This is a genomic window from Streptomyces naganishii JCM 4654, from assembly GCF_014650575.1.
Classification (GTDB): Bacteria; Actinomycetota; Actinomycetes; order Streptomycetales; family Streptomycetaceae; genus Streptomyces; species Streptomyces naganishii.
In genome coordinates, this window is sequence record NZ_BMVF01000015.1 from 158,586 (window position 1) to 183,995 (window position 25,410).

Here is a 25,410-nt window from a genome sequence, read left to right on the forward strand (position 1 = left end):
TCCTCTCCGACGCGTTCACCTGGCGCGTGCCGCGGCGCCGGACCGCCGTCCGGTCGCAGCCGGCACCAACTCCTTGCCGAGCCGCTGGTGCAGGGGCCTGATCTCACCGCTGAGGAACAGCCGGCGCGTCGCCGCCCGCTCCACCTTCCCGCTGGTCGTACGCCGGATCGTCCCCGGCCGTACGAGCAGCACCCCGTCCACGGCCACCTCGAACTCCTCGGCCAGGCAACGCTCCACGTCCGCGGTGAGCCCGGGCAGGTCCAGGCCGTAGCGGCGGTGGGTGCGCAACTCCTGTACGAGCACGACCCGTTCGCGCTCGCCGGGCACCGCGAAGGCCGTGCCGGGGCCGAACATCGAGCCGATGCGCTGCACCGCGTGCTCCAGGTCCTGCGGATAGACGTTGCGGCCGGCCACGATGATCACGTCCTTGAGCCGGCCCGTCACGTGCAGCCGGCCCTCGACGAGCGCGCCGAGGTCGCCCGTGCGCAGGAAGCCGCCCTCGCCGTCCCCGGTCACCGCCTCGAACACCTCGGCCGTCGCCGCCCGGTCACGCCAGTAGCCCCCCGCCACCCCGGTGCCCCGGACCCAGATCTCGCCGACCTCGCCCTCCGGCAGCGCCCGCAGCGACTCCGGGTCGACGATCCGCACCTCGCTGCCCGCCGGGCGGCCGCAGGCCACCAGGCCGCGTTCCGGGCGGCCCGGCCGCGGCTCGCGCAGCAGGTCCCGCTCCAGTGCGGCGCCGTCCACCCGGCGCACGGTGAAGGGCTCCCCGGTGCGCTGGGCCGCGACCAGCAGGGTCGCCTCGGCCAGGCCGTAGCACGGCGTCAGCGCGCCGGGGCGCAGGCCGGCGGGGGCGAAGCGCTCCGTGAAGGCCCGTGCGGTGCTCGCCGAGACCGGCTCGCCGCCGGTCACCGCCGTGCGCCAGCCCGACAGGTCCAGGCGCCCGGCCTCCTCCTCGGGGACGCGGCGCACGCACAGTTCGTAGGCGAAGTCCGGAGCGCCGCTGACCGCCACCTCGTAGCGGCCGATCGCCTCCAGCCAGCGGGCCGGGCGCTTCAGGAACGCCTCGGGCGAGAGCAGTACGGAGGTGCCGCCCAGGGAGAGCGGCAGCAGCAACTGGCCCACCAGGCCCATGTCGTGGTGGAACGGCAGCCAGCCGCCGATCCGTTCGCCCGGCCCGGTGTCCAGGGCGTGCGCGATCGAGCGCAGGTTCGCCAGCAGGTTGCCGTGGGTCACCACCACGCCGCGCGGGGCGCCGGTGGAGCCGGAGGTGTACTGGAGGTAGGCCACGGTGTCCGCGGACAGCTCGGGCATCCGCCAGGGGCTGCGGGCGGGCACCGCGTCGGCGGCCAGGCAGGGCACGGAGCCGTGGCCGCAGCCGGCGAGGAGCCGTGAGACGTCGGGGGCGAGGGCCGCGTCGGTGAAGGTCGCGCAGGGCGCCACGTCCTTGACGATGCCCGCGACGCGCATCGCGTGGTGACGGCCGCCGCCGGTGGGCGGGGCCGGGACGGCGATCGCGCCGGCGTACAGGCAGGCCAGGAACGACACGGCGAACTGGCGGCGGGAGGTGTGCATCAGCAGCACCCGCTCGCCCAGGGCGCCGCGCGCCTGGAGCCAGCCCGCGAGTTCGCGGGCGGCGGAGTCCAGGGCGCCGTAGGAGACCGGGCTCGGCCGGCCGCGTTCGTCGCTGTCGGGCAGGAGCAGCAGGGCCTCGCGGTCGGGGGTGCGCGCGACTCTGTCGCGTATCAGTTCTACGAAGGTGTGGTGATCGCTCATGTGGGGTCCCCCTGGCAGGTCGTCGTGCCGGGCGCCCGACCCGTCTTCGTGCGCCCGGAACCATCCTGTTTTCGAACGTAGGACGGGGGGCCTAGAGGGAAGCTCGACGCGGGCTGGCCGGGCTCACGGCCGGGCTTGTGCCCGGGACCACGCGACCGGGGGGCGGCGGCGGGGCCGGGTGGGGGTCCAGGGGGCGCGGGCGGGGGCGTCCTCGGGGGGTGTGTCCGGGGTGGCCGCGCGCAGGCGGGCCAGGAGTACGGCGGTCAGGGCGGCCAGTTCCTCGGGGGTGGGGTGGCCTCGGACTATGGAGAGGGACAGCGGGTGATCCATGCCGGGAGGGTGGCGGTGGCGGCTCGAGGGGGGCTCGGGGGGTGGTCCGGCGTCGCCCGCGGTGCGTCGTGGGTCGGCCCGCTTCCGCCGGAGGGCGCGTGCGGACCGTGGGGGCGCGGTCCTTGTCAGTCCAGGCGGGTTGCCTGGGACTCCGTGATGGTGGCCGTGGTGGTCAGCTTGGTGCGGCGGTCCAGGTAGCCGGGGGTGGACAGGGCCCGGACGCAGTGGGGCCGGGTGTGCCACCAGAGGATGCCGGTGTAGGCGCGGGGGTCCACCACCGAGCGGAGGAGGTCGCTGCCGCCGTAGCCCTCGGCGGTCACGCACTGGCCGACCAGGGCGCCGAAGTCCATCTCGAAGCGGGCCGGTTCGCTGTCCACCACGGCTCGCACCAGGATGAGGTGGGCGGCCTCTGCGAGGGGGACGGTGGCCGGCATGCGGCCGACACTGACGGCCAGTTCGTGGTCGGTGGGGGAGGGCACCGCGGCCAGGTGGGGCAGGAAGCTGTCGTCGTGCGTCGCGCGCAGCAGGGCGTCCATGCCGTGCCACAGGTCGAGGCGGACGTAGCCGGAGGTGGGCTCCAGGAGGCGGAGGGTGACTCCGCTGTCGTAGCCGCGCAGGCCCTCGCGGTAGCGCGCGTAGGCGCGCAGTGCGGGCTCCAGCGCCTCGCCGGGGCGTGCCGGCGCGAAGCGCTGCACCACGGTCACCCGGCTGAGGGTATTCCGCTGGGGCATCGGCCCGCCTCACCTCCTCCCGCCGTTCCGCGCGCACACGCCGTCGTACGCGCGCCCAGTTGACCATGCCGCGCTCGAATCCCGCTCGAACGCCGGTGCCGCGAGGGTTCCTCGAGGGCGTGCCGAGGCCGGAGGGCGACCCTCCCCGTCCCGGCGCGGTGCCGGGAGGAACCGACGGAAGGGACGTTCATGACCATCACCGACGACGTCGGCCGGCTCGCCGGCGGCTCCGGGCGCACGGCCCGGCTCGCGATCGACCGCATGGTCCGGCCCGTCTGGTACGCGCTCGTCGCGTACGGCGGACTGTGGCTCGGGGGCGTCGACTTCGCCGCCGACGGCACACCCGTACCGCGGCTGCCGTTCGACGAGGACCCTGCCCGGCAGGACTTGAGGGCCTCTTGAGTCACGCCGGTTATGCAGGGCCCCAGCGGGATCCGATCGAGGACGGAGACAGCCATGACCACGACGGTGAACAGGGCGGAGAGCACCGAACAGGCCGTGCGGGAACGTATAGCGCGGCTCGAACACGACCTCGGTGATCTCGACGACCCCGGCAACCCGCTGGGCGCGGACCACTTCCTCGCCGCCGACGGCAGGCAGCACCTGCTGCCCGCCGCCGAGCGGCTGCTGGACGACTTCGGTCTCAACGCCGAGTTCGTGCCGCGCGAACTGGGCGGCCGGCTCGACCGGCTCGACGTGCTCGCCCGGGTGCTGAGGGCGGTCTTCCGCCGGGACGCCGCCCTCGGGCTCGGCTACGGGATGACGTCGTACCTGGCGGCCGTCGTGGTGTGGGCGGACGGGAACGAGGAGCAGCGGCGACGGACGGCCGAACTCCTGCTCGGCGGCGGGCGGATGGCAGGCGCCTATCCCGAGCCGGTGCCGGGCAACGACTTCCTGCACAACCGGCTCACCGCCACCCGGGTCCCGGGCGGCCACCGGCTCGACGGCCGCAAGGAGGCCCTCAACAACGCCGCGCGCGTGGACTCGCTCGTCGTGTTCGCGCACACCCCCGAGGCCGGGGAGGACGCCCACACCGCGTTCCTGCTCCCCGGCCCCGGGGCGGCAGACGTCGACCTGCTGCCCCGGCGGCGCACCAGCGGCATCCGCGGGTGCGTCATCCAGGGGCTGCGGTTCTCCGGTCACCGCATCGGCGCGGACGGGCTGCTGGGCGCCGAGGGCGGCGGCGCGGTCCTGGCCGAGCGGGCCTTTCCCGTGACCCGCAGCACCGGTCCCTCGATGGCGCTGGGCTGCGCGGACACCGCGCTGCGCACCACCGTCGCCTTCGCCCGCGCGCACCGCGCCCGCAGCCGTGCCTCGCTGCGCAGCGCCCGTACGCGGTCGGCTCTGGTGGACGCCTTCACCGACCTGCTGGTGTGCGACTGCCTGTCGCTGGTCGCCACCCGGGGTGTGCACCTCCTGCCGCGCGAGAGCCGCACGCTGAGCGCGGTGGTGAAGTACCTGCTGCCGACCGTCCTCACCGAGATGGTCTACGACCTGTCGGTCGTCCTCGGCTCCGAGTCGTACGCCACCAGCGGCAGTTACGGCATGTTCCAGAAGGCGGCCCGGGACCTGCCCATGATCGGGCTCGGCAGCGCGGGCACCGCGGCCAGCCGGGGCGTCATCATCGAACACCTGCTGCGCGCGACGGAGCCGGGTGCCGCCGACGGTTCGGAGGGTGACTTCGGCCGGCTGTTCCGGCCGCACGACGACGACCTGCCATCCGTGTCGCCGCAGGAGTTGACGTCGGCCGCCCCGGGCGACTCGCTGCTCGCCTCGCTGCCCGCCGCGGTGCGCAGCGCCCGCGCCGCGCGCGGCGAGTTCGCGGGCGCGCTCGGCGAGGCGGCGGACGCGCTCGCCACCGAACTGCGGCTGCTGCGCGAGGACTGCGCCCGGCTCGCCGAGCGCCGGCCCGCCGGCGGCCTGAGCCCCCGCGTCTACGCCCTGGCCGACCGCTACGCCCTGATCGCCGCCGGCGCGGCCTGCCTCGGCGTGTGGCAGCACGGCGCCGGCCCGGACGGCGGGCTGCTCGCCGACCCGGCCTGGGCGGCGATGGCGCTGGCCCGCATCGTCGGCCGCCTCGACCGCACCGCCGTACGCGCCCCCGAGGCCGGCGCCGAACACCTGCTCGCCGAGGTGCTGGACCGCTTCGACGACGCCCGCAGCTACGACCTGTACGCCACACCGATAGGCCGATGAGCACACAAGGAGTACGCCATGGACGACAACGCGACCACATCCGGCGGCACCGCGCTGGCCGTGCTGGTCGAGGAGGCGGCGCGCATCCTCGGCAGGCCGCCCGGCCGGCTCGAGCCGGGCCAGCACCTCCAGCACGACCTGGGCTTCGACTCGGTCATGCTGCTGCAGCTCAAGGGCCGCCTGGAGGCGCGCTTCCCGGTGCTGCGCGAGGTGTCCCTGCCCGACCTGCTGCTCGGGGTCCACACGCTCGGCGCCCTGGCCGGCCGGCTGGAGCGCACGACCGGACTGCCGGTGGCGTGATGCGGCCGCTGCGCAACCGCGGCCCCGCGGACTCCTGGCTGCCGGTGCGCCGCGAGGTGGAGTCCTCCGGCACGTCGGTCCTCTACGCGGCCGTGGCCGACTGGCTGCCCGACGACCTCGAGCGGCCCGGCCTCGCGGCCGCCCTCGGCCGGGACCACAAGCGGCTGCTGGAGATGAACCACGTCCCCAACCGCTCCCGCTTCGTCGCCTCCCGGCTGCTGCTGAAGTCGGCGGCCGCGGCGGTGCTGGGCGCCGAGCCCGACGAACTGGAGCTGGCCTACAAGCCCGGCGGGCGCCCGCACCTGCGCGGAGTGGACCAGCTGGACGTCAGCCTCAGCCACACCGAGGAACTCCTCGTCGTCGGCCTCACCCGGAACGGGCGGATCGGCGTCGACGCGGAGAACGCCGGCCGGCGGATGCTCGGCCTGGGCACGGAGCGCCAGGTGTGCACCCCGTACGAGCTGGAGGCGGTGCTCGCCGTCCCCCGGGAGCGGCGCAACGGCGAACTGGTGCGGCTGTGGACGCTGAAGGAGGCGTACAGCAAGGCCATCGGGCAGGGACTGAGGTTCCGCTTCACCGAGTTCGGGTTCACCCCCGAGGACCGGCAGGTGCAGATGCTGCGGCCCGACGGCACCCCGGGCGCCGGCTGGGAGTGGTCCTTCCACAGCTGGCTCGTGGACGACTCGTACATGGTCAGCGCCGCCGTCTACGACCCCGGCTTCGGCGGGCGCGGGCCCGCCGCCGCGGCCCGGCCGCTGCTGCCCGTGGTGCCCGACCCCCGTTTGAGCGCGCGTTGAGCGGGCTTCCAGGTGCTGCGGTGACGCTCGACACCCGCACCCGCCGAGCGGTGCGGGACCGAAGGGGGGTCCGCGTGCACCGATACCTCGCGGTACGGCCCGGGGCCGAGGGCTCCGGGACGCGGCTGCTGTGCTTCCACCACGCCGGCGCGGGCGCCATGGCCTTCGCCGGGTGGCGGCAGCGCGCCGGAGCGGACGTGGACGTCCTGCCCGTACGGCTGCCGGGCCGGGAGACCCGGACGCGCGAGCCGCGGCTCACCGACCCCGCACGCCTGGTCGCGGACCTCCAGGAGGACCTCGGGGACCTCCTTCAGGAGCCGCACGCCTTCTACGGGCACAGCATGGGGGCCCTGGTGGCTCACCGGTTCGCCCAGGCCCGCGTCGCGGCCGGGCTGCCCGCGCCGCGGCTGCTGCTGGTCGGCGCGTGCGCCGCCCCGCAACTGCCCTCGGACCTGCTGGACCGCACCGACCTGGACGAGCTGACCGACGAACGGCTGATGGAGGCGATGGCGGACGAGGAGAGCCTGCCGGAGGCACTGCTGCGCCGCCCCGGCTGGCTGCGCGCCACCCTCGACACGCTGCGGGCCGATCTGCTGCTGGCCCGGGGTCTGCGCGGCGCGCCGGCCCGTCCGCTGACCTGTCCCATCCAGGCGTTCGCCGGCCGGGACGACCGCATGGTGACCGTGGCCCAGGTGGACGCCTGGCGGCACTGCACCAGCGCGGGCTTCCGGCTGCGGACCGTCCCCGGCGCGCACTTCTTCGTCCGCGGGCGTGAGGTGCCGCGAGCAGTCGGGCAGGTGCTGCGCGCCGCGGCGCCGGTGCCCGCCCGCTGACCACATCGTTCCGATTGGAGTTACGCGGATGGACATCAGCGTCCTCGGCCCGTTCCGGGCCACTCTGGCCGGCGTGCCGGTGCACCTCACCGCCGTCAAGCCGCGCAAGGTCTTCGCACTGCTCGCCCTCCAGGCCGACGAGGCCGTCTCGGTCGCCTCGCTGGTGGAGGAGGTGTGGGGGGAGAGCCCGCCACGCAGTGTGCAGACCACGCTGCAGACCTACATCCTCCAGATACGGCACGTCATCGCCGCCGCGCTCGGCGAGGAGGAGGCCGAGCTGCCGAACGGCGCCAAGAGCGTGCTGCGCACCGAGCCGGGCGGCTACCGGCTCGACACCCACGGCGGGCTCATCGACGCCCGCGAGTACGACGCCCTGGCGTCGGTCGGGCACCGGGCCCTGGAGCAGGGCGACTGGGCGGAGGCGTCGTCGTACTTCGGCCGGGCGCTCGCCCTGTGGCACGGCCGGGCGCTGGCGGACGTGCAGTGCGGGGCCCTGCTGGAGGTGGAGGCCACGCGGCTGGACGAGTCGCGGATGAGCGTTCTTCACGGCCGGATCGAGGCGGACCTGAGGCTGGGCCGCCACCATGAGCTCGTCGGCGAGCTGTGCGGGCTGGCCGCCCGGCACCCGCTGCACGAGGGGCTGCACGAGCAGCTGATGCTCGCGCTGTACCGGGCCGGGCGGCGCAGCGACGCGCTGGAGGTCTACCGGCAGCTGCGCACCGCGCTCAACCAGAGCCTCGGCCTCGACCCCTCGCCCGGCATCGAGTACCTGCACCGCGCGGTGCTCGACTCCTCGCCCCACCTCGACCCGGCCGGCGCGGCGCCCGGCGGCGCCCGCCTGCTGGCCGGCCGGCACTGAACCCGCCGGCCGTGACGGGCACGGCCGGCCGCCACGGGCGGGACCGGCGTTCCGTCCGCACGTCCCACACCCCTGCCGAAGGACCGAAAGGAACCATCGTGAGCGACATCACCCTGTCCGAGCTCGGCGAGCTGCTCCTGGAATGCGTCGGCGCCCCGGAGGAGGGCATGGCCTTCGAGGGCGAGAACGCGCTGGACACCCCCTTCCTGGAGTTCGGCTACGACTCCCTCGCGCTGCTCCAGGTCACCAGCGTGATCAACCGCAAGTACGGCATCGTGCTGGACGACGACGCGGTCGCCGAGGCGGAGACGCCCCGCATGCTGCTCCAGATGGCCGCCACCGCGCCGCGGGCCGGGGCGGTCCGGTGACCGGTGCGCCCCCCGCGCGGGCCGAGGCGCCGGGTTCCCTCGCGGGCCGGCGGGTGCTGGTCACCGGGGGCACCCGGGGCATCGGCCGGGCGACGGCGCTGGCCTTCGCCCGGGCCGGGGCCCGGCTCGCCGTCGCCCACCGCGGCGACGGCCCGGCCGCCGGCCGGCTCACCGCCGAACTGACCGTGCTCGGCGCCGACTTCGCGCTCGTCGCGGCCGACCTGACCACACGGGCGGGGGCCGAGCGCGCGGCCGAGGCGGTGCGGGAGCGCTTCGGCGGTCTCGACGTGCTGGTGAACAACCTCGGCGTGGACGGACACGTGCCGTTCGAGAAGCTCACCGAGGACGAGTGGCACCGCGTCCTCGACCACAACACCACTTCGGCCTACCTGGTCACCCAGGCCGTGCTCGACCTGCTGGGCGAGGGCTCGTCGATCGTCGGCATCGGCGCCTCGGTGGCCCTGCGGGGGCGGCCGCTCGGCGTGCACTACAGCGCGTCGAAGGCGGCGCTCGCCGGGTTCACCCGCGCGCTCGCCAAGGAGCTCGGCGGCCGGGGGATCCGCGTCAACCTGGTCGCGCCCGGGGTCACCGAGACCGAGGACGAGGGCCTGCCGCCGCAGCTGACCGCCCGGCTCACCGCGCTGACCGCGCTCGGCCGCCTCGGGCGCCCCGAGGACGTCGCCGGGGCGGTGCTCTACCTCGCCGGGGACTCGGCCTCGTACGTCACCGGCACCACCATCGAAGTAGACGGAGGAATCTGATGCCCTACGCCGCCATCACGTACCGGATGAAGCCCGGTCACGAGGACGAGATCGCCGAGATCTTCGCCGGTTTCCAGCGGGTGGACCGGCCCGACTTCGCCGGCGACGACGGCGACGCGGCCGGGAAGCTGCTCGGCACGGGCGTGTTCATCAAGGACGACGTCCTGGTCCGGGTCATCCACTACGAGGGCGACTTCGCGGCGATCGGCCGGCACATGGCCGCGCAGAAGGGCGTCCACATCCTGGAGACCAAGCTGGCGCCCTACCTCGCCGAGCCGCGGACGGTGGACACGACGACGCCGGCCGGGTTCGCGGAGCACTTCCGCGAGTCGACGATGCGGACGATCGCCCAGCTCACCGTGGACACCCACCCGGCGGAGGCCGGCAGGTCATGACCGGGCCCGAGACAGTCCTCGCGGTCGCCGCCCTGCTGGGGGGCGGCGTGACCGCGGGGGTGCTGTTCGCCGTCGCGCTCAGCGTGCTGCCGGCGCTGTTCGCGATGGAGACCGGCACCTACGTGTACGCGCACAAGCTGCTGGGACGGAACTGGGATCCCACGATGCCGGCGATCGTGCTCGGCAGCACCGCCGTCAACGCGGTGCTCGCGGTGCTCGGCGACGGCGTCGCGCGGGGCCTGTTCGCCCTCGCCGCCGTGCTGCTGCTCGGCGTCTCCGGCGTCTCGCACCTGTGCAACGTCCCCATCAACCGCCGGGTCAAGTCCATCACCGACCCCGCCGAGATCCCGCCCGACTGGGAGGACCCCCGCCCCGCCTGGCGCCGCTTCCACCACCTGCGCACCGCCCTGGCCGTCCTGGCCCTCGTCACCACGGCGACAGCGGTCACCAGCCTGTGAGCCCCGCCGGGCCGTCGTGGCCCGGCGCGCCCGCCCGCACGACGCCCCCGGCCCGGGCCCCGACGGCAGCGGACCGCACACGGCCCCGCCCCCGGCGACCGCGGCCCGCCGGGGGCGCGCGGGTCGGCGACCGTGACGTCTCGGCGAACCCCTCCCGCGGCTGCGCCGGGCGACGCGGGCGCGGCTTTCGCCTGCGGCTGCGCCGGGCGCGCGGGGGGCGTCCGTTCCAGTGGTGGCGTGGTGCCTGCCGTGCGGGTCGGCCGTGCTGCCTCTTCGGGGCCGGGTCGCGCCCGGTGATGGGCTGCCCTGCCGGGGGTGTGCCCGGGCAGCCCGGCCGCTGTCCGGGGGTGTGCCGGGGGCGCGATCGGTTGTCCGGGGGTCCGGGGTGGGGCGTGGTCCGGCGTGTCAACTGCCGGGCGTGTCAGCGGCTTTCGCCTGCGGCCGCGCCGGGCGCGCGGGGGGCGTCCGTTCCAGTGGTGGCGGGGTGCCTGCCGTGCGGGTCGGCCGTGCTGCCTTTTCGGGGCCGGGTCGCGCCCGGTGATGGGCTGCCCTGCCGGGGGTGTGCCCGGGCAGCCCGGCCGCTGTCCGGGGGTGTGCCGGGGGCCCGGTCCGCTGTCCTGGGGGGCCGGGGTGGGCCCCGGGTGTCAGCTGGTGGGCGTGAAGAGGCGGCCGCGCGTTCCACGGACGTGCGGCCGCCCTGTCGTGTCCGGTGCCGCTAGGCCGCGTTCGGGGTGTTGTCGCGGGCCGAGATCTGGGCGACCGTGCGCAGGAGGCTGCGCTTGAAGGTGGCCACGAAGCCCTCGACCGTGTCCGTGTCCCGCGGGCGGGTCAGGTACGGCTTGAGCTTGGCCTCGACCTCGCGCACTCCGGGCTGGACGGCCATGTGCCGGGCCACGGCCTCGAGGTCGCCGGTGTACTCGATGACCCGTACGAGGGTGTCGTCGCGCAGGAACACCGCGGTGGCCAGGATCGTGCCGGCCGCCGCGCCCGCCTCGTCGCGCACCTGGCTCGACCTGACGCGCCTGAAGTTGCCGAATATCTCGGCGAGTTCCGCCTCGTGCCCGGGCTTGATGTCGTACGTGATGGCTGCGAACGGCATGTCTGTCCCTCACCTGTCGGCTTCTGTACGTCCTCGCGTGAGCCGCCAGCCGACACCAGCCCGCACGAGAACCGCTCGAACCCCGCGCCCCTGCCGCTTCAGGCCGATTCGAGCCGACCTGTAGCCCGCGGTGGGACGTTCCCGGTCGACCGAGACCGGGAGGTACACCGTGCACCGCACCCTGATCGTCGCCAAGCTCCGGCCGGACAGGACCGACGAGATCGCCAAGATCTTCGACGAGTCCGACGCCACCGAGCTGCCCCACATGATCGGCGTCAGCCGCCGCACCCTGTTCAAGTTCCACGGCCTCTACTTCCACCTGGTCGAGGCCGACGAGGACATCGGCGCCAACCTCTACCGCGCCCGCAGCCACCCGCTCTACGACGACATCAACACCCGGCTCGCCCAGTGCGTGGAGCCCTACGACCCCGACTGGAAGGAGCCCCGGGACGCGATGGCCGAGCCCTTCTACATCTGGACCAAGGACGAAGGACGCATCCAGTGACCACCGCCATCAGCCGCACCGTGAAGGTCGCCTCGCACGAGGTCGAGGCCAACACCAAGCGCGGGGGCGACCTGCGCGTCACCCTCAGCCCCAAGACCGTCGGCTGCACCTCGGGCTTCGGCGGGGTCATGACCCTGGAGCCCGGTGACTGGGTCACCGAGCACTACCACCCGTACTCCGAGGAGTTCCTGCACGTCATCGACGGCACCCTGGAGATGACCCTGGACGGCCAGCCGCTCGCGCTCGGCGCCGGCGACTCGCTGCTCGTCCCCATCGGGGTGCGCCACCGTCTGGTCAACACCGGCGACGTCACCGCCCGCTGCACCTTCCACCTGTCCCCGCTCGCGCCCCGGCCCGAGCTCGGCCACGTGGACACCGAGCAGGCCCAGCGTCCCGACCAGGCCAACCCGGACGTGGGTGGCACGCCGTGACCCGACGGGCCGTCATCACCGGAGTCGGCGCGGTGGTGCCCGGCGGGGTCGGCCGCGAGGCCTTCTGGCGGACCCTGTCCGAGGGCCGCACCGCCACCCGCCGGATCACCCTGTTCGACCCCGCCGCCTTCCGCTCCCAGGTGGCCGCCGAGGTCGACTTCGACCCGGCGGCGGCCGGACTGACCCCGCGTCAGGTGCGCAGGATGGACCGCGCCGCGCAGTTCGCCGTCGTCAGCGCCCGCGAGGCCGTCGCCGACAGCGGGCTCGACCTCGCCGCCCTCGCCCCCGAACGCCTCGCCGTCTCCATCGGCAGCGCGGTCGGCTGCACCATGGGCCTGGAGGAGGAGTACGTCACCCTCTCCGACAGCGGCCGCAAGTGGCTCGTCGACCACGAGTACGGCGTACCGCACCTGTACGGCTACATGGTGCCCTCCACCCTCGCCGCAGAGGTCGGCCGCGAGGTGGGCGCCGAGGGCCCGGTCGCCCTGGTCTCCACCGGCTGCACCTCGGGCCTGGACTCCATCGGCCACGCGGTGCAGCTGATCGAGGAGGGCTCCGCGGACGTCGCCCTGGCCGGCGCCACCGACGCCCCGATCTCCCCGATCACCTCCGCCTGCTTCGACGCCATCAAGGCCACCACGCCCAGCAACGACGACCCGGAGCACGCCTCGCGCCCCTTCGACGGCGAACGCGACGGCTTCGTCCTCGCCGAGGGCTCCGCGGTCATGGTCGTCGAGGAACGCGAGGCCGCCCTCGCCCGCGGCGCCCGGATCTACGCCGAGATCGTGGGCTTCGCCGGGCGCAGCAACGCGTACCACATGACCGGACTCAAGCCGGACGGGCGGGAGATGGCCGAGGCCATCGACGTCGCCCTCGGCCAGGCCCGCCTCGATCCGACCGCCGTCGACTACGTCAACGCGCACGGCTCGGGCACCAAGCAGAACGACCGGCACGAGACCGCCGCGTTCAAGCGCAGCCTCGGGCAGCACGCGTACGACATCCCGGTCAGCTCGATCAAGTCGATGGTCGGCCACTCGCTGGGCGCCATCGGCTCCATCGAGGTCGCCGCCTGCGCGCTGGCGCTGGAGCGCCAGGTCGTGCCGCCCACCGCCAACCTGACCACCAAGGACCCGCTGTGCGACCTGGACTACGTCCCGGTCACCGCCCGCGAGCACGCCATGGACGTCGTGCTCAGCGTCGGCAGCGGCTTCGGCGGCTTCCAGACCGCGATGCTGCTCGCCCGCCCGGGCACCGCGGCCGCCGCGGCCGGAAGGAGCACCCGATGACCGCACCCACGACCGGCACCGCCTCCGGCGCCGCCCCGGTGATCACCGGCATGGGCATCGTCGCGCCCACCGGCATCGGCGTCGACACCCACTGGGCGTCGGTGCTCGCCGGCAAGTCGGGCATCGGCCGCATCGAGCGCTTCGACCCCGAGGGCTACCCGGTGCGCCACGCCGGCCAGGTGCCCGGCTTCGACGCCCGGGCCGACGTGCCCAGCCGGCTGATCTCCCAGACCGACCACTGGACCCACCTCGCGCTCGCCGCGGGCCAGGCCGCGCTGGAGGACTGCGGCGCCGACCTCGCGCGCATCCCCGAGTACGAGATGGCGGTCGTCACCTCCTCCTCGTCCGGCGGCACCGAGTTCGGCCAGAAGGAGATGACGGCCCTCTACCGCAACGACCCCGGCTGGGTCGGCGCCTACCAGTCGATCGCCTGGTTCTACGCGGCCACCACCGGCCAGCTGTCCATCCGGCACAAGATGCGCGGCCCGTGCGGGGTGCTGGCCTGCGAGCAGGCCGGCGGCCTGGACGCCATCGGGCAGGCGCGCCGGCTCACCCGCAAGGGCGCCCGGCTCGTCGTCACCGGCGGCACCGACGCCTCCCTGTGCCCCTACGGGCTCACCGCCCAGCTCACCACCGGCAAGCTCTCCACCGTGGCCGACCCCGAGCGGGCCTACCTGCCCTTCGACGCGGAGGCGTCCGGGTACCTTCCGGGCGAGGGCGGCGCCATCCTCGTACTGGAGAGCGCCGAGGCCGCCGCCGAACGCGGCGCCGGCAGCGGCTACGGCCGCGTCCTCGGCTACGCCGCCGGCTTCGACCCCGCGCCGGAGTCCGGGCGGCCGCGCGCCCTGCGCCGCACCGCCGAGGCGGCCCTGCGCGACGCCGGGCTCGGCCCCGCCGACATCGACGTCGTCTTCGCCGACGCGGCGGGCCTGCCCGCCGACGACCGCGACGAGGCCGAGGCCATCGCCCAGGTCTTCGGACCGCGCGCGGTGCCCGTCACCGCGCCCAAGACGCTCACCGGCCGGCTCTACGGCGGCGGCGCCCCGCTGGACGTGGCCACCGCGCTGCTCAGCCTGCGCGAAGGCGTCGTCCCGGCCACCACCGGCACCCGCGAGCCCGCCCCCGGCCTGGAGATCGACCTGGTCACCGGCGACGCCCGGGAGGCCCGGCTGCGCCACGCCCTGGTCCTGGCCCGCGGCCACGGCGGTTTCACCTCGGCCCTCGTCCTGGGCCGCTGACCCACGAGGCTGACATACGAGAAGGGAGTTCGGCGATGGCCGGACACACCGACAACGCGATCGTCGTGGACGCGCCGCTGGACGTCGTGTGGGAGATGACCAACGACGTGCCCAACTGGCCCGACCTGTTCAGCGAGTACGCCTCCGCCGAGGTGCTGGAGCGCGACGGCGACACGGTCGTCTTCCGCCTCACCATGCACCCCGACGAGGACGGCCGGGTCTGGAGCTGGGTGTCGCGGCGCACCAGCTTCGTGGAGACCCGCACGGTCCGCGCCGAGCGGGTGGAGACCGGCCCGTTCGAGTTCATGACCATCTACTGGGAGTACACCGAGGAGCCCGGCGGCGGTGTGCGGATGCGCTGGGTGCAGGACTTCCACATGAAGGACGCCGCCCCGGTGACCGACGAGCAGATGACCGAGCACCTCAACCGCAACACCGCGGTGCAGATGGAGCTCATCAAGCGGAAGGTCGAGGCCGCGGCCCGCGCCCTGGCCGGATGAGGGAGCGGCGACCGTGCTGACAGTCCTCGCCCCCCTGCTCCTGCTGCTCAACGGCCTGGCGGCCGGCGTGATGCTGGGCACCCAGCTGGGCGGCTTCCCGTACATGGCCTCGCTGCCCGTCGACCGCTACGTGTACGCGCACGCGTTCCTCGGCCGGCGCTACGACCCGGCCATGCCGGTCTGCCTGATCGGCACGGTCGTCCTGGACGCGGTGCTCGCCTTCGACGCGCCCCGGGCCGGCGCGCAGGCGCTGTTCGCGCTGGCCGGGCTGCTCACCGCGACCACCCCGGTCATCGCCGTCACCAAGAACGCGCCGGTCAACCGCTGGATGCGCACCCTCGACCCGGACAACCTGCCCGCCGACTTCCGTGATCCGAGGCCGGAGTGGGGCGCCTGGAACACCCGGCGCAGCTGGATCACCATGGCCGCCCTCGCCGTCAACTGCGCGGCGCTCGGCTTCCTGCTCTGACCTTCCCGCACCCAGAACCAGCACCCAAGAACTAGCTAAGGAATCTTCCATGGACCTCGAACTGCGGGGCAAGAAGGCCCTGGTCACCGGCGGCACGCGCGGTGTGGGCCGGGGCATCGTGCTGGCCCTCGCGCGGGCCGGCGTCGACGTCGTCACCTGCTACGTGCACCCCGGCGAGTACGTCACCACCCTCGAGGAGGAGCTGAAGGAGACCGGCGGCAACCACCACGTGCTGCGCGCCGACCTCTCCCGCCCCGAGGAGGTCGCCGGCCTGCTCGCCCGGGTCCGCGAACTGCACGGCGACCGCCTGGACCTGCTGGTCAACAACGCGGGCGCGATCAGCCACGTGCCCTACGGCGACCTGGACCTCCAGGAGTGGCAGCGCATCCTCGCCACCAACCTGACCGGCGCCCACCTGGTGATCCAGTACGCGCTGCCGCTGCTCGGCGAGGGCTCCTCGGTGATCTCCATCGGCTCGCGCGCCGTGGACGCGGGCGTGCCGCTGCGCTCCCACTACACCGCGACCAAGGCCGCCCTGGTGGGCCTGAACCGCTCCCTGGCCAAGGAGTTCGGCGGCAAGGGCATCCGCTTCAACGTCATCGCCCTCGGCGTCATCGAGACCGAGAAGTACCACGAGCTGCCCGAGGACCAGAAGCGCCTGATGAGCGAGCGCTACGGCGCGAAGACGGCGCTGGGCCGCCTCGGCCGCCCCGACGAGGTGGCCGGCGCGGTGCTGTGGCTCGCCAGCGACCTGTCCCGCTACGTCACCGGCAACACCATCGGCGTCGACGGGGGGATCTCCTGATGGCCTTCCGCGTGATGCTGCGGCTGGAGATAGAACCGGGCCGCGAGGCGGAGTTCGAGCAGGCGTGGCTGGCCGGCACCGACGCGGTCACCGGCCACCCCGCCAACCTCGGCCAGTCGCTGTCCCGCGAGCCGGACGGCACGTACGTCATCGTCAGCGACTGGGTGGACGAGCCGCGCTTCCGCCAGTTCGAGGATAGCCCCGCGCACCTCGAACACCGCGCCACGCTGCACCCGTTCCGCAAGGGCGGCTCCTTCCACGTGATGGAGATCCGGCACGCCGTCGAGGGAAGGGCGGCCGTCGGTGCCCGGTGAGGGCGGGGGCGCGGGCGAGGTGCGGGTGGTGGTCTACCAGGCCGCGCTGGACGAGGGGCAGCTCGCCGCCGTGCGGGCCGCCTACCACGAGGTCAGCGAGCGGCTCGCCGAGGTGCCCGGCATGCTCGGCAACGAGCTGCTGCGCAGCCCGCTGGACCCCACCGCGCTCGCGGTGATGAGCCGCTGGGAGTCGCTGGAGGCGTTCCGCGCCTGGGAGGCGGGCGCGGAGCACCGCGAGGACACCGCCCCGCTCAGGCCCTACCGGGACACCCGCACCGCCGTGCCGTTCGCCGTCTACGAAGTCGACGCCGCCTACTGAGCGCCCGGCCCCCAAGCCGCACAGCGAGGGGCCGGGCCGCCGGGCGCACCCTCGGACACAGAGAAGGAAGACACCATGAGCAAACCCCAGTTGGCCTTCATCGGCCTGGGCAACATGGGCGCGGGGATGGCCCGGCGGCTGCTGGACACCGGGCACACCCTCACCGTCCACAACCGCACCGCGAGCAAGGCCGCGCCGCTCGCCGAGGCGGGCGCGAAGCTCGCCGACGCCCCCGAGCGGGCCGCGGCCGGCCACCAGCTGGTCCTGCTCAGCCTCAGCGACGACAAGGCCGTCGACGAGGTGCTGTTCGGCCGGGTGGCGCCGGTGCTCCAGCCCGGCGCGGTCGTCGTGGACACCTCCACCGTCTCGCCCGGCTACGCCCGCACCGCCGCCGAACGGCTCGCCGCGCGCGGACTGCGCAGGGTCGAGGCCTGCGTGGTCGGCAACCCGCTCCAGGCCCGCAAGGGGGAGCTGCGGGTGTTCGCCGCGGGGGACCCGGCCGACCTGTACGAGGTGCGGCCGGTGCTGGAGGCGATCGGCTCGGAGGTCGTCCACGTGGGCGCGCCGGGCACCGCGGCCAGTGTCAAGCTGATCCTCAACCTGCTGCTGGGCGCCCAGGTCGCCTCGCTCGCCGAGGCCGTGGCCTACGGCACCGCCGCGGGCCTGGACCGCGACCAGCTGATCGGGGTGATCTCGGGCAGCGGCTTCAGCTCGGTGGTGATGCGCTTCCGCGCCGAGCTGATGCTCAAGCACTCCTACGAACCCGCCTTCTTCCGCGCCGAGCTGATGGAGAAGGACATCCGGCTGGCCCTGGAGGCCGCCGCCGGGTTCGGCACGTCGATGCCGGTGCTGGACACCGTGCGCGAGCGGTTCGCGGCCGTGGTGGCCGCGGGCGACGGCGACAAGGACGCCTCCGTGCTGGTGGAGCACCGGGCGTAAGCGGAAGTCGAAGGGATGTGAGGCAGTGAGCGGTACAGGCCGGAGTGCACTGAGGAACACCGACGTCCTGGTGGCCGGTTCGGGAGTGGCCGGGCTGGCGACGGCCCTGTTCCTGGCCGAGCAGGGAGTGGACTGCTACCTGCTGGGAGGCCTGCGGGAACGGCTCCGGCCGCCGCGCATCCTCGGCGTCCACCCCCGCGCCATGGAGCTGCTGCGCTCCCTGGGCGTGGAGGAGGCCGTACGGGACCTGCCCTCGGCGCGGGCCCTGGCCCGCAACTCGGGCATCATCTCCATGGAGTCGCTGACCGGGCCCGAACTGGGCGCCCTGGACGCCAAGTACGTCGTGGACGCCGACGCCGACCTGAGCGGGCTGTCGCCGACCACGTGGTGCCTGTGCGACGAGGCGGAGCTGGAGGGGGTGCTGCGCGAGCGGGCCGAGCGGCTGGGCGTCCGGCTGCGCCCGGAGGCCGAGCTGGTCTCCTTCGAGCAGGAGGGCTGGGGCGAGCAGGGCGTCCTCGCGGCGGTCCGCGACCGGGCGGGCGGCGAGGAGCACCGGGTACGCGCCTGCGCGCTGGTGGACGCCGGCGGCACCGGCGGAGCCGTGCGCGAGGCCCTGGGCATCGGCTTCGACGCCCGCACGCTCGGCAGCTTCGTCACCGTCCGCTTCACCGCGGACCTGTCCGGGCCGCTGCGCGGCCGCCGCTTCATCATGGGCTACGTCGACAACCCGGGCGTGCGCGGCTCCCTGATGCCGCTGGACAACCGGGCCGACTGGCTGCTGCACGTGCGCCACGACCCCGAGCGTGAGCCCGCCGGGTGGTTCACCGAGGAGCGGTGCGCCGAACTCGTCCGCGCGGCCACCGGGGTGGCGGACCTGGAGCCGCGCATCGAGAGCGTGAGCGCCTGGGCGGGCCGGGCGGGTGTGGCCGAGCGGTTCGGCGACGGCCCGGTCCACCTGGTCGGGGACGCGGCGCACGTGATGCCGCCGAGCGGCGGCTTCGACGCCGGCACCGGCGTCATCGACGCGCACAACCTGGCCTGGAAGCTCGTCGCCGTGCTGGACGGCTGGGCCCACCCGGACCTGCTGGACACCTACGACGAGGAACGGCGCCCGGTGTGCGCGGCGACCGCCGAGCAGGCGGTGCTGCGGGCCGGCGACCGGGCCCGGCTGCTGGCCGCCTACCCGGACCCGGCCGACCCCGAGCTGGTCCAGGACCCGCTGGTGTGGCTGTCCTCCCGCTACCGCTCCTCGGCCGTCACGCCCTGGGACGAGGGCACCCTGCCCGGCTACGGACTGTGGGCGGCCGAGAACGACGGCCGGCCCGGCAGCCGCGCCCCCCACCTGCGGCTGCGCCGCGGCGGCGCGGAGATCTCCGTGCACGACCTGTTCGGCCGGTCGATGGTGCTGCTGACCGGCCCCGACAACCGCCCCTGGCGCGAGGCCGCCCGCTCGGTCGCCGCCGAACTGGGCACCCCCGTCCAGGTGTACGGCATCGGCTCCGACCTGGAGGACCTCGACGACCGCTGGCCCGAGCTGTACGGCGTCACCGCGCAGGGCGCCGTACTGGTGCGGCCCGACGGAGTGGTCGCCTGGCGCTGCACCGAGGCGCCGATCTTCACCCGGACCGTGCTGCGCGGCATCACCAAGCGGGTGCTCCGGCTGGACAGGCGGCCCGCGGAGAAGAGGACACGATGACCCAGACCCCACCGGCCGGGGAGCAGGACGCCGGGCAGCCGGTGCGGGTGATCCTGCGCATGGAGATCCACCCGGAGATGGCCGCCGACTTCGAGCGGGTGTGGCTGTCGGTGGGCGAGTCCATCGCCCGCGAACCCGCCAACCGCGGCCAGACGCTGGTGCGTTCCACGGAGGAGGAGGGCGTGTACTACGTCCTCACCGACTGGGCCGGCGAGCGCGCCTTCCGCGACTTCGAGGTGAGCCAGCGCCACACCCTGCACCGCCAGCGGCTCAAGCCCTACCGGCGCGGCGGCGACATGGCCGTCACCGAGGTCGTGCACCGGCTCGAGCCGGCGTCGAGCGAGCCTCAGGAGGCGTGATCGACAGTGGGGAGCCGAAGGCCCGCCCTTCCCGGACCCCACGAGGACCCGACATGACGAAAGCCCCCCGCCTCCCGCGCCGCAGGTTCCTGCTCGGCGCGGGGGGCCTCGCCGTGGCCGCCGGAGCCGGCTGGGGCGCGACCTTCCTGACCGTCTACGGCGACCGCCGGCGCAGCAACGTCGGCGAACTGTCCTTCCGCAACGCGCTGCGGATACCCGAACTGCTCGACCCCGCCCCGTCCGCCGACGGCCGCCGCCACTACCGGCTCACCCTGGCCCCCGGCACCAGCGAGCTGCTGCCCGGCCGCCGCACCCCCACCTGGGGCGCCAACGGCCCCTATCTCGCGCCGACTCTGCGCGCCCGGCGCGGCGACCGGGTCGCCATGACCGTGCGCAACCGGCTGCCGGAGGCCACCACCCTGCACTGGCACGGCATGCTGCTGCCGGCCTCCATGGACGGCGGCCCGCACCAGATGATCCCCACGGGCGCCGACTGGCAGCCCTCCTGGACCGTGCACCAGAGCGCCGCCACCCTCTGGTACCACCCGCACCCGCACGGCTCGACCGGCTCGCACGTCTACCGCGGGGTGGCCGGGATGATCATCCTCGACGACGAGCACAGCGACCGCGCCGCCCTGCCCCGCGCCTACGGCGTCGATGACGTGCCGCTCGTCATCCAGGACAAGAACTTCCACGCCGACGGCACCCTGGACCTCACCGAGACGAAACTCGCCGAGACCGTCGCCGGCGCCGACAACCTGGGCGTCCTCGGCGACACCATCCTCGTCAACGGCACCTACGACCCGTACTTCCGCGTCACCACCCGGCGCGTACGGCTGCGCCTGCTCAACGGCTCCAACGCCCGCGTGTACTGGCTCGGCTTCACCGACGACCGCGTCTTCCACCAGGTCGCCACCGACGCCGGACTGCTTCAGCGGCCGCGCGCCCTGCACCGGCTGCTGCTCGCCCCCGGCGAACGCGCCGAGATCGTCGTGGAGTTCGCGCCCGGCGACGAGACCGTGCTGCGCGGCTTCGAGCCGTCGCTGCACCTGGGCTTCCCCACCGAGCGCTTCATGGGCGGCGACGACACCTTCGACATCATCGCCCTGCGCGCCGCCCCCCGGCTCGAGCCCTCGCCCGCGCTGCCCGCCCGCCTCGACGGCGCCCCCGCCCCCGTGGCGGCCCCGGCCGGGGCCCGGCGCCGGCACTTCGAGTTCACCGGCCTGCAGATCAACGGCCGCACCATGGACATGGGCCGCGTCGACGAGGTGGTCCCGGCCGGCACCACCGAGATCTGGGAGGTCGAACGCGGCGACGACTGGGTGCACGTCTTCCACGTGCACGGCGCCGTCTTCCACGTCCTGGACATCGGCGGCAAGCAGCCGCCGCCCTACGCCCGCGGCCCCAAGGACACTTTCTACCTGCACGAGTTCGGCACCGCCCGGCTCGCCGTACGCTTCGACACCCTCACCGACCCGAGGGCGCCGTACATGTACCACTGCCACGTCCTGCGCCACGAGGACGAAGGCATGATGGGCCAGTTCACCGTGGTGCCACCGGGCGCCGAGGACCGCGCGCCGAGGACCGTGCCGTACGGCATGCCGCACGCGGGCGGGGACGCGCACGGCCCTCCGGGCGGGACCTCCCACCACCACTGAACGGGAAACGCGCGAGGCCCCCGGGGACGGAAGCCGTGTCCCCGGGGGCCTCGCCGTCGCGTCGGGTGGCCCTGGTCAGAGCACCAGCCGGATCCCGTACCGCCGCAGCCAGGTGTTCAGCTGGAGCGGCAGCTCGACGTTGGCCCGCCGCGCCCACCGGTTCAGGCCCTCGGGGTCCTTCAGCGCCCTGCGCACCGCCGCCACGTCCAGCAGCGGCAGCACCGGCGCCTGCGGGTCGTCCAGGAGCGTGTGCATCTCGGTGCGCAGCGCCTGCTCGTAGCCCGGGTCGAGCGTGACGGGGTACGGCGTCTTGCGCCGCTCCACGACACTGCGCGGGAGCACGTGCCGTACGGCGGCGCGCAGCAGGCTCTTCTCCCGGCCGTCGAAGTTCTGCATCGCCCAGGGCAGGTTGTAGGCGTACTGCACCAGCCGGTGGTCGCAGTAGGGCATGCGGACCTCCAGGCCGACCGCCTTGAACAGCCGCTCGGTGTGCCCGTTCTGGTTCTCCATGAAGTTGGTCAGGTGCACCCAGCACAGCTCCCGCATGTGCCGCTCCTCGGCGGACATGCCGGGCAGGTGCGGGGCCTCGGCCACCGACTCGCGGTAGCGCTGGGCCGCGTAGTCCAGCGGGGCCAGGTCCTTCAGCAGCGACTCGTCGAACAGACCGCAGCCCAGGCCCTTGGCGTCGTCGCGCACCACACCGCGCGCCACCCACGGGAAGGTGTCCATGCGGGACTCCACCGGGTCGCGGTTCCAGGCCACTCCGTGGAACAGCGAGTCGGCGGCCTCACCGGTCAGCACCACCTTGGTGTCCCGCTCGCCCACCGCGCGCGCCAGCAGGTACAGGGAGGTGTTCATGTCGCCGAGCGGGGTGGGGCAGTCCTTGGCGCGCAGCACCTGCCAGCGCGCCACCTCGTCGCTCAGCTCGGCCGGGTCCAGGACCACACCGGTGTGGTCGGTGTCCAGGTGCCGCACCACGTCGGCCGCGTACGGGGCGTCGGGCGACTGGCGGGTGTCGGTGGCCCGGAAGTTCTCCGCGTGCCGCGCGAAGTCCACGGTGAAGGTGCGGATGCGCCGCCCCGACTTGCGCAGCTCCCGGTCGGCGAGACCCACCACCCCGCTGGAGTCCAGGCCGCCGGACAGCAGCGAGCCGACGGGCGCGTCGGTGCGCAGGTTGCGCTCGATGCTCTCCTCCAGCAGGCCCCGCACGGTGTCCACGGTGGTGTCGAGGTCGTCGGTGTGCTCGGCCGCGTCCACCCCCCAGTAGCGGGTCAGCCGGGTGCCGTCGCGGCCCGCCACCAGGTGGTGCCCGGCGCGCAGCCGGCGCATCCCGCGGTACGGGGTGACGTGCGGGGTGCCGGAGTAGGTGAAGATCTCCCGCAGCCCCTCGGCGTCGACCTCGGCCGGCACCAGCGGGTGCGCGAGCACCGCCTTGGCCTCGGAGCCGAACACCAGGCCCGTGGCGGTCGGGTAGTACACCAGCGGCTCCACGCCGAGCCGGTCGCGCACCAGGAACAGCTCCTCGCGGCGGGCGTCCCACACCACTCCCGCGAAGGTGCCCTCCAGGCGCTGGGCGCAGCCGGCGCCCCACTCCAGGTAGGCGTGCAGCAGCGTCTCGGTGTCGCCGCCGGAGCGGAAGCGGTGGCCGCGGCGGGACAGGGTGCCTCGCAGCTCCTCGTGGTTGAGGATCGAGCCGCTGTGCGCGGCCACCGCGACGGTGTGCCCGTCGTGCTCCAGGGCGACCGGCTGTTCGCCGCCCTCCGGGTCGAAGACCGCGAGATGGCGGTGGCCCAGCGCCACCCGCGGACCGGTCCAGACGCCCTCGCCGTCCGGTCCGCGCAGCGCCGTCGTCGCGGTCATGGCCAGGACGGTGCCGCGTTCCCGGGTCAGGTCCCGGGACCAGTCCACCCAGCCGGTGATTGCAGACATGCTCACTCCCTAGTGTCGCGGGGTGCGCCGGCGGGGCCGGTCACCGCGCCAGCAGCGCCTTCAGTACGTCGTCGAGCACGGCGTCGGGCTCGTCGGCGGCGGTGGGGGAGCGCCAGGCGACCACGCCGTCGGGCCGCACCAGGACCGCGCCCCCGGCCCCCACGCCGTACGCCGGTCCCCACGCGCCCGACGGGTCGCCGAGCGCGCCGCCCCCGCCCACGCGCAGGACGCCGAGCGTCAGCCCGGCCCGCCCGGCGGCGGCCTCCCCGGCCTTCTCCCAGGCCGCGCCGTCCGGCCCGGCGAGCAGCACCGGCGCACGCGTGAACAGGTCGAGCGCCGAGATCTCGCGCCCGTCGCGGGTGAGGACCACGTGCGGGGCGCGGGTGCCGGGCAGCCCGCGCGGATCGGCGAGCCACACCCCGTCCGTCTCCGCATCGCCGGGTCCGGGCAGCACGGCCGCCGAGCGGTAGCGCCAGCCGAACCAGATCTCGGGGTCGGCGTGGATCGCCGGATTCGCGGGGGCGGGCTCCTTCTCCGCGAGCCGCGGCCGGTCCTTGGAGCGCAGCACCGCCTGCTCGACGGTGGCCGCGCACACCGGCCGCCGCTCCGGGTCGTAGCTGTCCAGCAGGCCGGGACCGGCCTCCCCGCGCAGCACCGCGGCCAGCTTCCACGCCAGGTTGTGCGCGTCCTGCACACCGGTGTTGGAGCCGAACGCCCCGCTGGGCGGCATCACATGGGCGGCGTCGCCCACCAGGAACACCCGGCCCGAGGAGAACGCCGTCGCCGTGCGCCCGGCGGCCTCCCACGGGATCGCGCCGAGGACCTTCACCTCCAGGTCCTCCACCCCGGCCGCGCCCCGCACCAGCTCCCGGCAGCGCGCCTCGTCGAAGGAGGCGGGGTCCTCGGCGGCCGGGTCGAACACCACGTGCAGCAGCCAGCGCCGGGAGTTGTCCAGCGGCATCAGCGCACCGCGCACGGTGTCGTTGAACGTGTAGCACATGATGAACCGGCGCTCGCCGAGCTGCTGGGCGAGGTCCGCCTCGAAGTGCACGTTGAGGAAGTGCCCGGTGGTGCCGGGCCCCTCGAAGCCGATGCCCAGGGCCCGGCGCACCGGGCTGCCCGGCCCGTCCGCGCCGACCAGGTAGCCGGCGGTGACCGTGCGGACCTCGCCCGACTCACGGTCCCGCAGCCGCGCGGTCACGCCGTCCGCGTCCTGAACGAAGGACTCCAGCTCCGTGAAGTACGCGAAGCGGGCCCCGAGTTCCTCCGCGCGCCGCCGGATCACCGGCTCGAACTCGTCCTGGTGGCACAGGCACCAGCCGGTCGGCGACAGCGCGCTGAGATCGGTGCGCACGTCCATGAAGTACTGCTCGTGCAGGGCGCCGAGCTGGTGCCCGGCCAGCGACCGGGCCGCGAGCACCCCGCTGTTCCCGGCGAGCGCCCGCGCCGACCCGGTGGCCCGCACCTCGGCCTCCAGGCCGGCGGCGCGCATCAGCTCCATCGCCCGCGGGTTGATGCCCCGGGCGCGCGGGTGCGGCGACATCCCGCGGTGGCGCTCCACCACCAGGCAGGGCACCCCGTGCAGGGACAGGAACAGGGCCGTGGACAGGCCGCCCAGTCCCGCGCCCGCCACCAGCACCGGGACGTGCTGCTTCTCCTGCTTCCAAGACACGTGCTTCCTCCTCCGAGCGGACTGCCTCCAGCGTCGGGGCGCGGGGTCGGGGCGCGATGGAGGAGGACTGGAAGCCCTGCTCAGTAGCGGTAGTGGTCCGGCTTGTACGGTCCGTCGGCGTCGACGCCGATGTACGCCGCCTGCTCGGGGCGCAGCCGGGTGAGCTTGACGCCGAGGGCGTCCAGGTGGAGGCGGGCGACCTTCTCGTCCAGGTGCTTGGGCAGCACGTACACGCCCGTCGGGTAGGCGTCGGGCTTGGTGAACAGCTCGATCTGCGCCAGCGTCTGGTCCGCGAACGAGTTCGACATCACGAACGAGGGATGGCCCGTGGCGTTGCCCAGGTTCAGCAGCCGGCCCTCGGACAGCACGATGATCTTCTTGCCGTCC

The 25,410-nt window shown here is 74.4% G+C and carries 30 protein-coding genes; 23 read left to right on the forward strand and 7 right to left on the reverse strand.

The genetic code is table 11. The features are described from left to right. Window positions 1–15: 15 nt before the first annotated feature. The 3 genes from IE217_RS25420 to IE217_RS25430 all read right to left on the reverse strand — a co-directional run bounded on the left by IE217_RS25420 (window position 16) and on the right by IE217_RS25430 (window position 2,837). Window positions 16–1,776: a fatty acyl-AMP ligase gene (locus IE217_RS25420; RefSeq protein WP_190180268.1), complete on the reverse strand. Its 1,761-nt coding sequence runs from the start codon at window positions 1,774–1,776 to the stop codon at window positions 16–18. 123 nt (window positions 1,777–1,899) lie between these two features. Beyond that, complete coding sequence (locus IE217_RS25425; protein ID WP_190180269.1) at window positions 1,900–2,106, reverse strand: acyl-CoA carboxylase epsilon subunit; 207 nt, start codon at window positions 2,104–2,106, stop codon at window positions 1,900–1,902. Window positions 2,107–2,231: 125 nt separating this feature from the next. Next, window positions 2,232–2,837 (reverse strand): hypothetical protein, encoded by a 606-nt coding sequence (locus IE217_RS25430; protein WP_190180270.1) that lies wholly within the window; start codon window positions 2,835–2,837, stop codon window positions 2,232–2,234. A 189-nt stretch (window positions 2,838–3,026) separates the two neighbouring features. Between IE217_RS25430 and IE217_RS25435 the strand changes: the two genes are divergently transcribed. From IE217_RS25435 to IE217_RS25480, 10 genes are all read left to right on the forward strand, one after another. Next, window positions 3,027–3,239 carry a hypothetical protein gene (locus IE217_RS25435; protein WP_190180271.1) on the forward strand — a complete coding sequence of 71 codons (213 nt, stop codon included), beginning with the start codon at window positions 3,027–3,029 and terminating at the stop codon, window positions 3,237–3,239. 54 nt (window positions 3,240–3,293) lie between these two features. Beyond that, the gene (locus IE217_RS25440) at window positions 3,294–5,033 is read left to right on the forward strand and encodes an acyl-CoA dehydrogenase family protein (RefSeq protein WP_190180272.1); all 1,740 of its coding nucleotides are present in this window, start codon (window positions 3,294–3,296) and stop codon (window positions 5,031–5,033) included. Between the two features lie 18 nt (window positions 5,034–5,051). Beyond that, the gene (locus tag IE217_RS25445; RefSeq protein ID WP_190180273.1) at window positions 5,052–5,333 is read left to right on the forward strand and encodes an acyl carrier protein; all 282 of its coding nucleotides are present in this window, start codon (window positions 5,052–5,054) and stop codon (window positions 5,331–5,333) included. Next, entirely contained in the window at window positions 5,333–6,130 is a 798-nt protein-coding gene (locus IE217_RS25450; RefSeq protein WP_190180274.1) for a 4'-phosphopantetheinyl transferase family protein, read from the forward strand. Before IE217_RS25445 ends, IE217_RS25450 begins: the two co-directional genes overlap by 1 nt. Window positions 6,131–6,204: 74 nt before the next feature. Next, a complete protein-coding gene (locus IE217_RS25455; protein ID WP_229865599.1) occupies window positions 6,205–6,963 on the forward strand; it encodes a thioesterase II family protein in 759 nt (252 codons plus the stop codon). A gap of 28 nt (window positions 6,964–6,991) precedes the next feature. Then, entirely contained in the window at window positions 6,992–7,822 is an 831-nt protein-coding gene (locus tag IE217_RS25460; protein ID WP_189703652.1) for an AfsR/SARP family transcriptional regulator, read from the forward strand. Window positions 7,823–7,920: 98 nt separating this feature from the next. Beyond that, the gene (locus IE217_RS25465; protein WP_190180275.1) at window positions 7,921–8,190 is read left to right on the forward strand and encodes an acyl carrier protein; all 270 of its coding nucleotides are present in this window, start codon (window positions 7,921–7,923) and stop codon (window positions 8,188–8,190) included. After that, window positions 8,187–8,951 carry an SDR family NAD(P)-dependent oxidoreductase gene (locus tag IE217_RS25470; RefSeq protein WP_229865601.1) on the forward strand — a complete coding sequence of 255 codons (765 nt, stop codon included), beginning with the start codon at window positions 8,187–8,189 and terminating at the stop codon, window positions 8,949–8,951. The genes IE217_RS25465 and IE217_RS25470 overlap by 4 nt, the downstream gene beginning before the upstream one ends. Further along, window positions 8,951–9,346 carry a SchA/CurD-like domain-containing protein gene (locus tag IE217_RS25475; protein WP_189703655.1) on the forward strand — a complete coding sequence of 132 codons (396 nt, stop codon included), beginning with the start codon at window positions 8,951–8,953 and terminating at the stop codon, window positions 9,344–9,346. Before IE217_RS25470 ends, IE217_RS25475 begins: the two co-directional genes overlap by 1 nt. Next, entirely contained in the window at window positions 9,343–9,804 is a 462-nt protein-coding gene (locus IE217_RS25480; protein ID WP_190180276.1) for an anthrone oxygenase family protein, read from the forward strand. The genes IE217_RS25475 and IE217_RS25480 overlap by 4 nt, the downstream gene beginning before the upstream one ends. A gap of 715 nt (window positions 9,805–10,519) precedes the next feature. Here IE217_RS25480 and IE217_RS25485 read toward each other — a convergent pair. After that, entirely contained in the window at window positions 10,520–10,903 is a 384-nt protein-coding gene (locus IE217_RS25485) for a SchA/CurD-like domain-containing protein (protein WP_190180277.1), read from the reverse strand. 169 nt (window positions 10,904–11,072) lie between these two features. Between IE217_RS25485 and IE217_RS25490 the strand changes: the two genes are divergently transcribed. The 13 genes from IE217_RS25490 (at window position 11,073) to IE217_RS25550 (ending at window position 21,422) form a co-directional block, all read left to right on the forward strand. Further along, the gene (locus tag IE217_RS25490; RefSeq protein ID WP_190180278.1) at window positions 11,073–11,408 is read left to right on the forward strand and encodes a TcmI family type II polyketide cyclase; all 336 of its coding nucleotides are present in this window, start codon (window positions 11,073–11,075) and stop codon (window positions 11,406–11,408) included. Further along, window positions 11,405–11,839: a cupin domain-containing protein gene (locus IE217_RS25495; RefSeq protein ID WP_190180279.1), complete on the forward strand. Its 435-nt coding sequence runs from the start codon at window positions 11,405–11,407 to the stop codon at window positions 11,837–11,839. Before IE217_RS25490 ends, IE217_RS25495 begins: the two co-directional genes overlap by 4 nt. Continuing rightward, entirely contained in the window at window positions 11,836–13,125 is a 1,290-nt protein-coding gene (locus IE217_RS25500) for a beta-ketoacyl-[acyl-carrier-protein] synthase family protein (protein WP_190180280.1), read from the forward strand. The genes IE217_RS25495 and IE217_RS25500 overlap by 4 nt, the downstream gene beginning before the upstream one ends. After that, window positions 13,122–14,363 carry a ketosynthase chain-length factor gene (locus IE217_RS25505; protein WP_190180281.1) on the forward strand — a complete coding sequence of 414 codons (1,242 nt, stop codon included), beginning with the start codon at window positions 13,122–13,124 and terminating at the stop codon, window positions 14,361–14,363. The genes IE217_RS25500 and IE217_RS25505 overlap by 4 nt, the downstream gene beginning before the upstream one ends. A 35-nt stretch (window positions 14,364–14,398) precedes the next feature. Beyond that, the gene (locus IE217_RS25510; protein ID WP_190180282.1) at window positions 14,399–14,863 is read left to right on the forward strand and encodes an SRPBCC family protein; all 465 of its coding nucleotides are present in this window, start codon (window positions 14,399–14,401) and stop codon (window positions 14,861–14,863) included. A gap of 13 nt (window positions 14,864–14,876) precedes the next feature. Further along, complete coding sequence (locus IE217_RS25515) at window positions 14,877–15,332, forward strand: anthrone oxygenase family protein (protein WP_190180283.1); 456 nt, start codon at window positions 14,877–14,879, stop codon at window positions 15,330–15,332. A gap of 49 nt (window positions 15,333–15,381) precedes the next feature. Then, the gene (locus IE217_RS25520) at window positions 15,382–16,137 is read left to right on the forward strand and encodes an SDR family NAD(P)-dependent oxidoreductase (protein WP_190180284.1); all 756 of its coding nucleotides are present in this window, start codon (window positions 15,382–15,384) and stop codon (window positions 16,135–16,137) included. Continuing rightward, the gene (locus IE217_RS25525) at window positions 16,137–16,451 is read left to right on the forward strand and encodes an antibiotic biosynthesis monooxygenase family protein (protein WP_190180285.1); all 315 of its coding nucleotides are present in this window, start codon (window positions 16,137–16,139) and stop codon (window positions 16,449–16,451) included. Before IE217_RS25520 ends, IE217_RS25525 begins: the two co-directional genes overlap by 1 nt. Next, window positions 16,441–16,770 (forward strand): antibiotic biosynthesis monooxygenase family protein, encoded by a 330-nt coding sequence (locus IE217_RS25530; RefSeq protein ID WP_190180286.1) that lies wholly within the window; start codon window positions 16,441–16,443, stop codon window positions 16,768–16,770. The genes IE217_RS25525 and IE217_RS25530 overlap by 11 nt, the downstream gene beginning before the upstream one ends. Window positions 16,771–16,845: 75 nt before the next feature. After that, window positions 16,846–17,709 (forward strand): NAD(P)-dependent oxidoreductase, encoded by an 864-nt coding sequence (locus IE217_RS25535; protein ID WP_190180287.1) that lies wholly within the window; start codon window positions 16,846–16,848, stop codon window positions 17,707–17,709. A gap of 25 nt (window positions 17,710–17,734) precedes the next feature. Next, complete coding sequence (locus tag IE217_RS25540) at window positions 17,735–19,405, forward strand: FAD-dependent monooxygenase (protein WP_190180288.1); 1,671 nt, start codon at window positions 17,735–17,737, stop codon at window positions 19,403–19,405. After that, the gene (locus tag IE217_RS25545) at window positions 19,402–19,764 is read left to right on the forward strand and encodes an antibiotic biosynthesis monooxygenase family protein (RefSeq protein ID WP_190180289.1); all 363 of its coding nucleotides are present in this window, start codon (window positions 19,402–19,404) and stop codon (window positions 19,762–19,764) included. The genes IE217_RS25540 and IE217_RS25545 overlap by 4 nt, the downstream gene beginning before the upstream one ends. A gap of 53 nt (window positions 19,765–19,817) precedes the next feature. Continuing rightward, the gene (locus IE217_RS25550) at window positions 19,818–21,422 is read left to right on the forward strand and encodes a multicopper oxidase family protein (protein WP_190180290.1); all 1,605 of its coding nucleotides are present in this window, start codon (window positions 19,818–19,820) and stop codon (window positions 21,420–21,422) included. 75 nt (window positions 21,423–21,497) lie between these two features. Here IE217_RS25550 and asnB read toward each other — a convergent pair whose 3' ends face one another. The 3 genes from asnB to IE217_RS25565 form a co-directional block, all read right to left on the reverse strand. Beyond that, the gene (asnB, locus tag IE217_RS25555) at window positions 21,498–23,351 is read right to left on the reverse strand and encodes an asparagine synthase (glutamine-hydrolyzing) (protein WP_190180291.1); all 1,854 of its coding nucleotides are present in this window, start codon (window positions 23,349–23,351) and stop codon (window positions 21,498–21,500) included. Window positions 23,352–23,391: 40 nt separating this feature from the next. Then, a complete protein-coding gene (locus IE217_RS25560; RefSeq protein WP_190180292.1) occupies window positions 23,392–25,023 on the reverse strand; it encodes an FAD-dependent oxidoreductase in 1,632 nt (543 codons plus the stop codon). 80 nt (window positions 25,024–25,103) lie between these two features. Beyond that, a partial coding sequence (locus tag IE217_RS25565) for an adenosylhomocysteinase (protein WP_190180293.1) occupies window positions 25,104–25,410 on the reverse strand: 307 nt, incomplete at its 5' end.

Excerpts from the sequence above, each read along its gene's own strand:
- IE217_RS25420 (WP_190180268.1), bottom strand. The coding sequence starts at position 1,776 with ATGAGCGATCACCACACCTTCGTAGAACTGATACGCGACAGAGTCGCG.
- IE217_RS25425 (WP_190180269.1), bottom strand. The coding sequence starts at position 2,106 with ATGGATCACCCGCTGTCCCTCTCCATAGTCCGAGGCCACCCCACCCCC.
- IE217_RS25430 (WP_190180270.1), bottom strand. The coding sequence starts at position 2,837 with ATGCCCCAGCGGAATACCCTCAGCCGGGTGACCGTGGTGCAGCGCTTC.
- IE217_RS25435 (WP_190180271.1), top strand. The coding sequence starts at position 3,027 with ATGACCATCACCGACGACGTCGGCCGGCTCGCCGGCGGCTCCGGGCGC.
- IE217_RS25440 (WP_190180272.1), top strand. The coding sequence starts at position 3,294 with ATGACCACGACGGTGAACAGGGCGGAGAGCACCGAACAGGCCGTGCGG.
- IE217_RS25445 (WP_190180273.1), top strand. The coding sequence starts at position 5,052 with ATGGACGACAACGCGACCACATCCGGCGGCACCGCGCTGGCCGTGCTG.
- IE217_RS25450 (WP_190180274.1), top strand. The coding sequence starts at position 5,333 with ATGCGGCCGCTGCGCAACCGCGGCCCCGCGGACTCCTGGCTGCCGGTG.
- IE217_RS25460 (WP_189703652.1), top strand. The coding sequence starts at position 6,992 with ATGGACATCAGCGTCCTCGGCCCGTTCCGGGCCACTCTGGCCGGCGTG.
- IE217_RS25475 (WP_189703655.1), top strand. The coding sequence starts at position 8,951 with ATGCCCTACGCCGCCATCACGTACCGGATGAAGCCCGGTCACGAGGAC.
- IE217_RS25480 (WP_190180276.1), top strand. The coding sequence starts at position 9,343 with ATGACCGGGCCCGAGACAGTCCTCGCGGTCGCCGCCCTGCTGGGGGGC.
- IE217_RS25485 (WP_190180277.1), bottom strand. The coding sequence starts at position 10,903 with ATGCCGTTCGCAGCCATCACGTACGACATCAAGCCCGGGCACGAGGCG.
- IE217_RS25505 (WP_190180281.1), top strand. The coding sequence starts at position 13,122 with ATGACCGCACCCACGACCGGCACCGCCTCCGGCGCCGCCCCGGTGATC.
- IE217_RS25510 (WP_190180282.1), top strand. The coding sequence starts at position 14,399 with ATGGCCGGACACACCGACAACGCGATCGTCGTGGACGCGCCGCTGGAC.
- IE217_RS25520 (WP_190180284.1), top strand. The coding sequence starts at position 15,382 with ATGGACCTCGAACTGCGGGGCAAGAAGGCCCTGGTCACCGGCGGCACG.
- IE217_RS25525 (WP_190180285.1), top strand. The coding sequence starts at position 16,137 with ATGGCCTTCCGCGTGATGCTGCGGCTGGAGATAGAACCGGGCCGCGAG.
- IE217_RS25535 (WP_190180287.1), top strand. The coding sequence starts at position 16,846 with ATGAGCAAACCCCAGTTGGCCTTCATCGGCCTGGGCAACATGGGCGCG.
- IE217_RS25545 (WP_190180289.1), top strand. The coding sequence starts at position 19,402 with ATGACCCAGACCCCACCGGCCGGGGAGCAGGACGCCGGGCAGCCGGTG.
- IE217_RS25550 (WP_190180290.1), top strand. The coding sequence starts at position 19,818 with ATGACGAAAGCCCCCCGCCTCCCGCGCCGCAGGTTCCTGCTCGGCGCG.
- asnB (WP_190180291.1), bottom strand. The coding sequence starts at position 23,351 with ATGTCTGCAATCACCGGCTGGGTGGACTGGTCCCGGGACCTGACCCGG.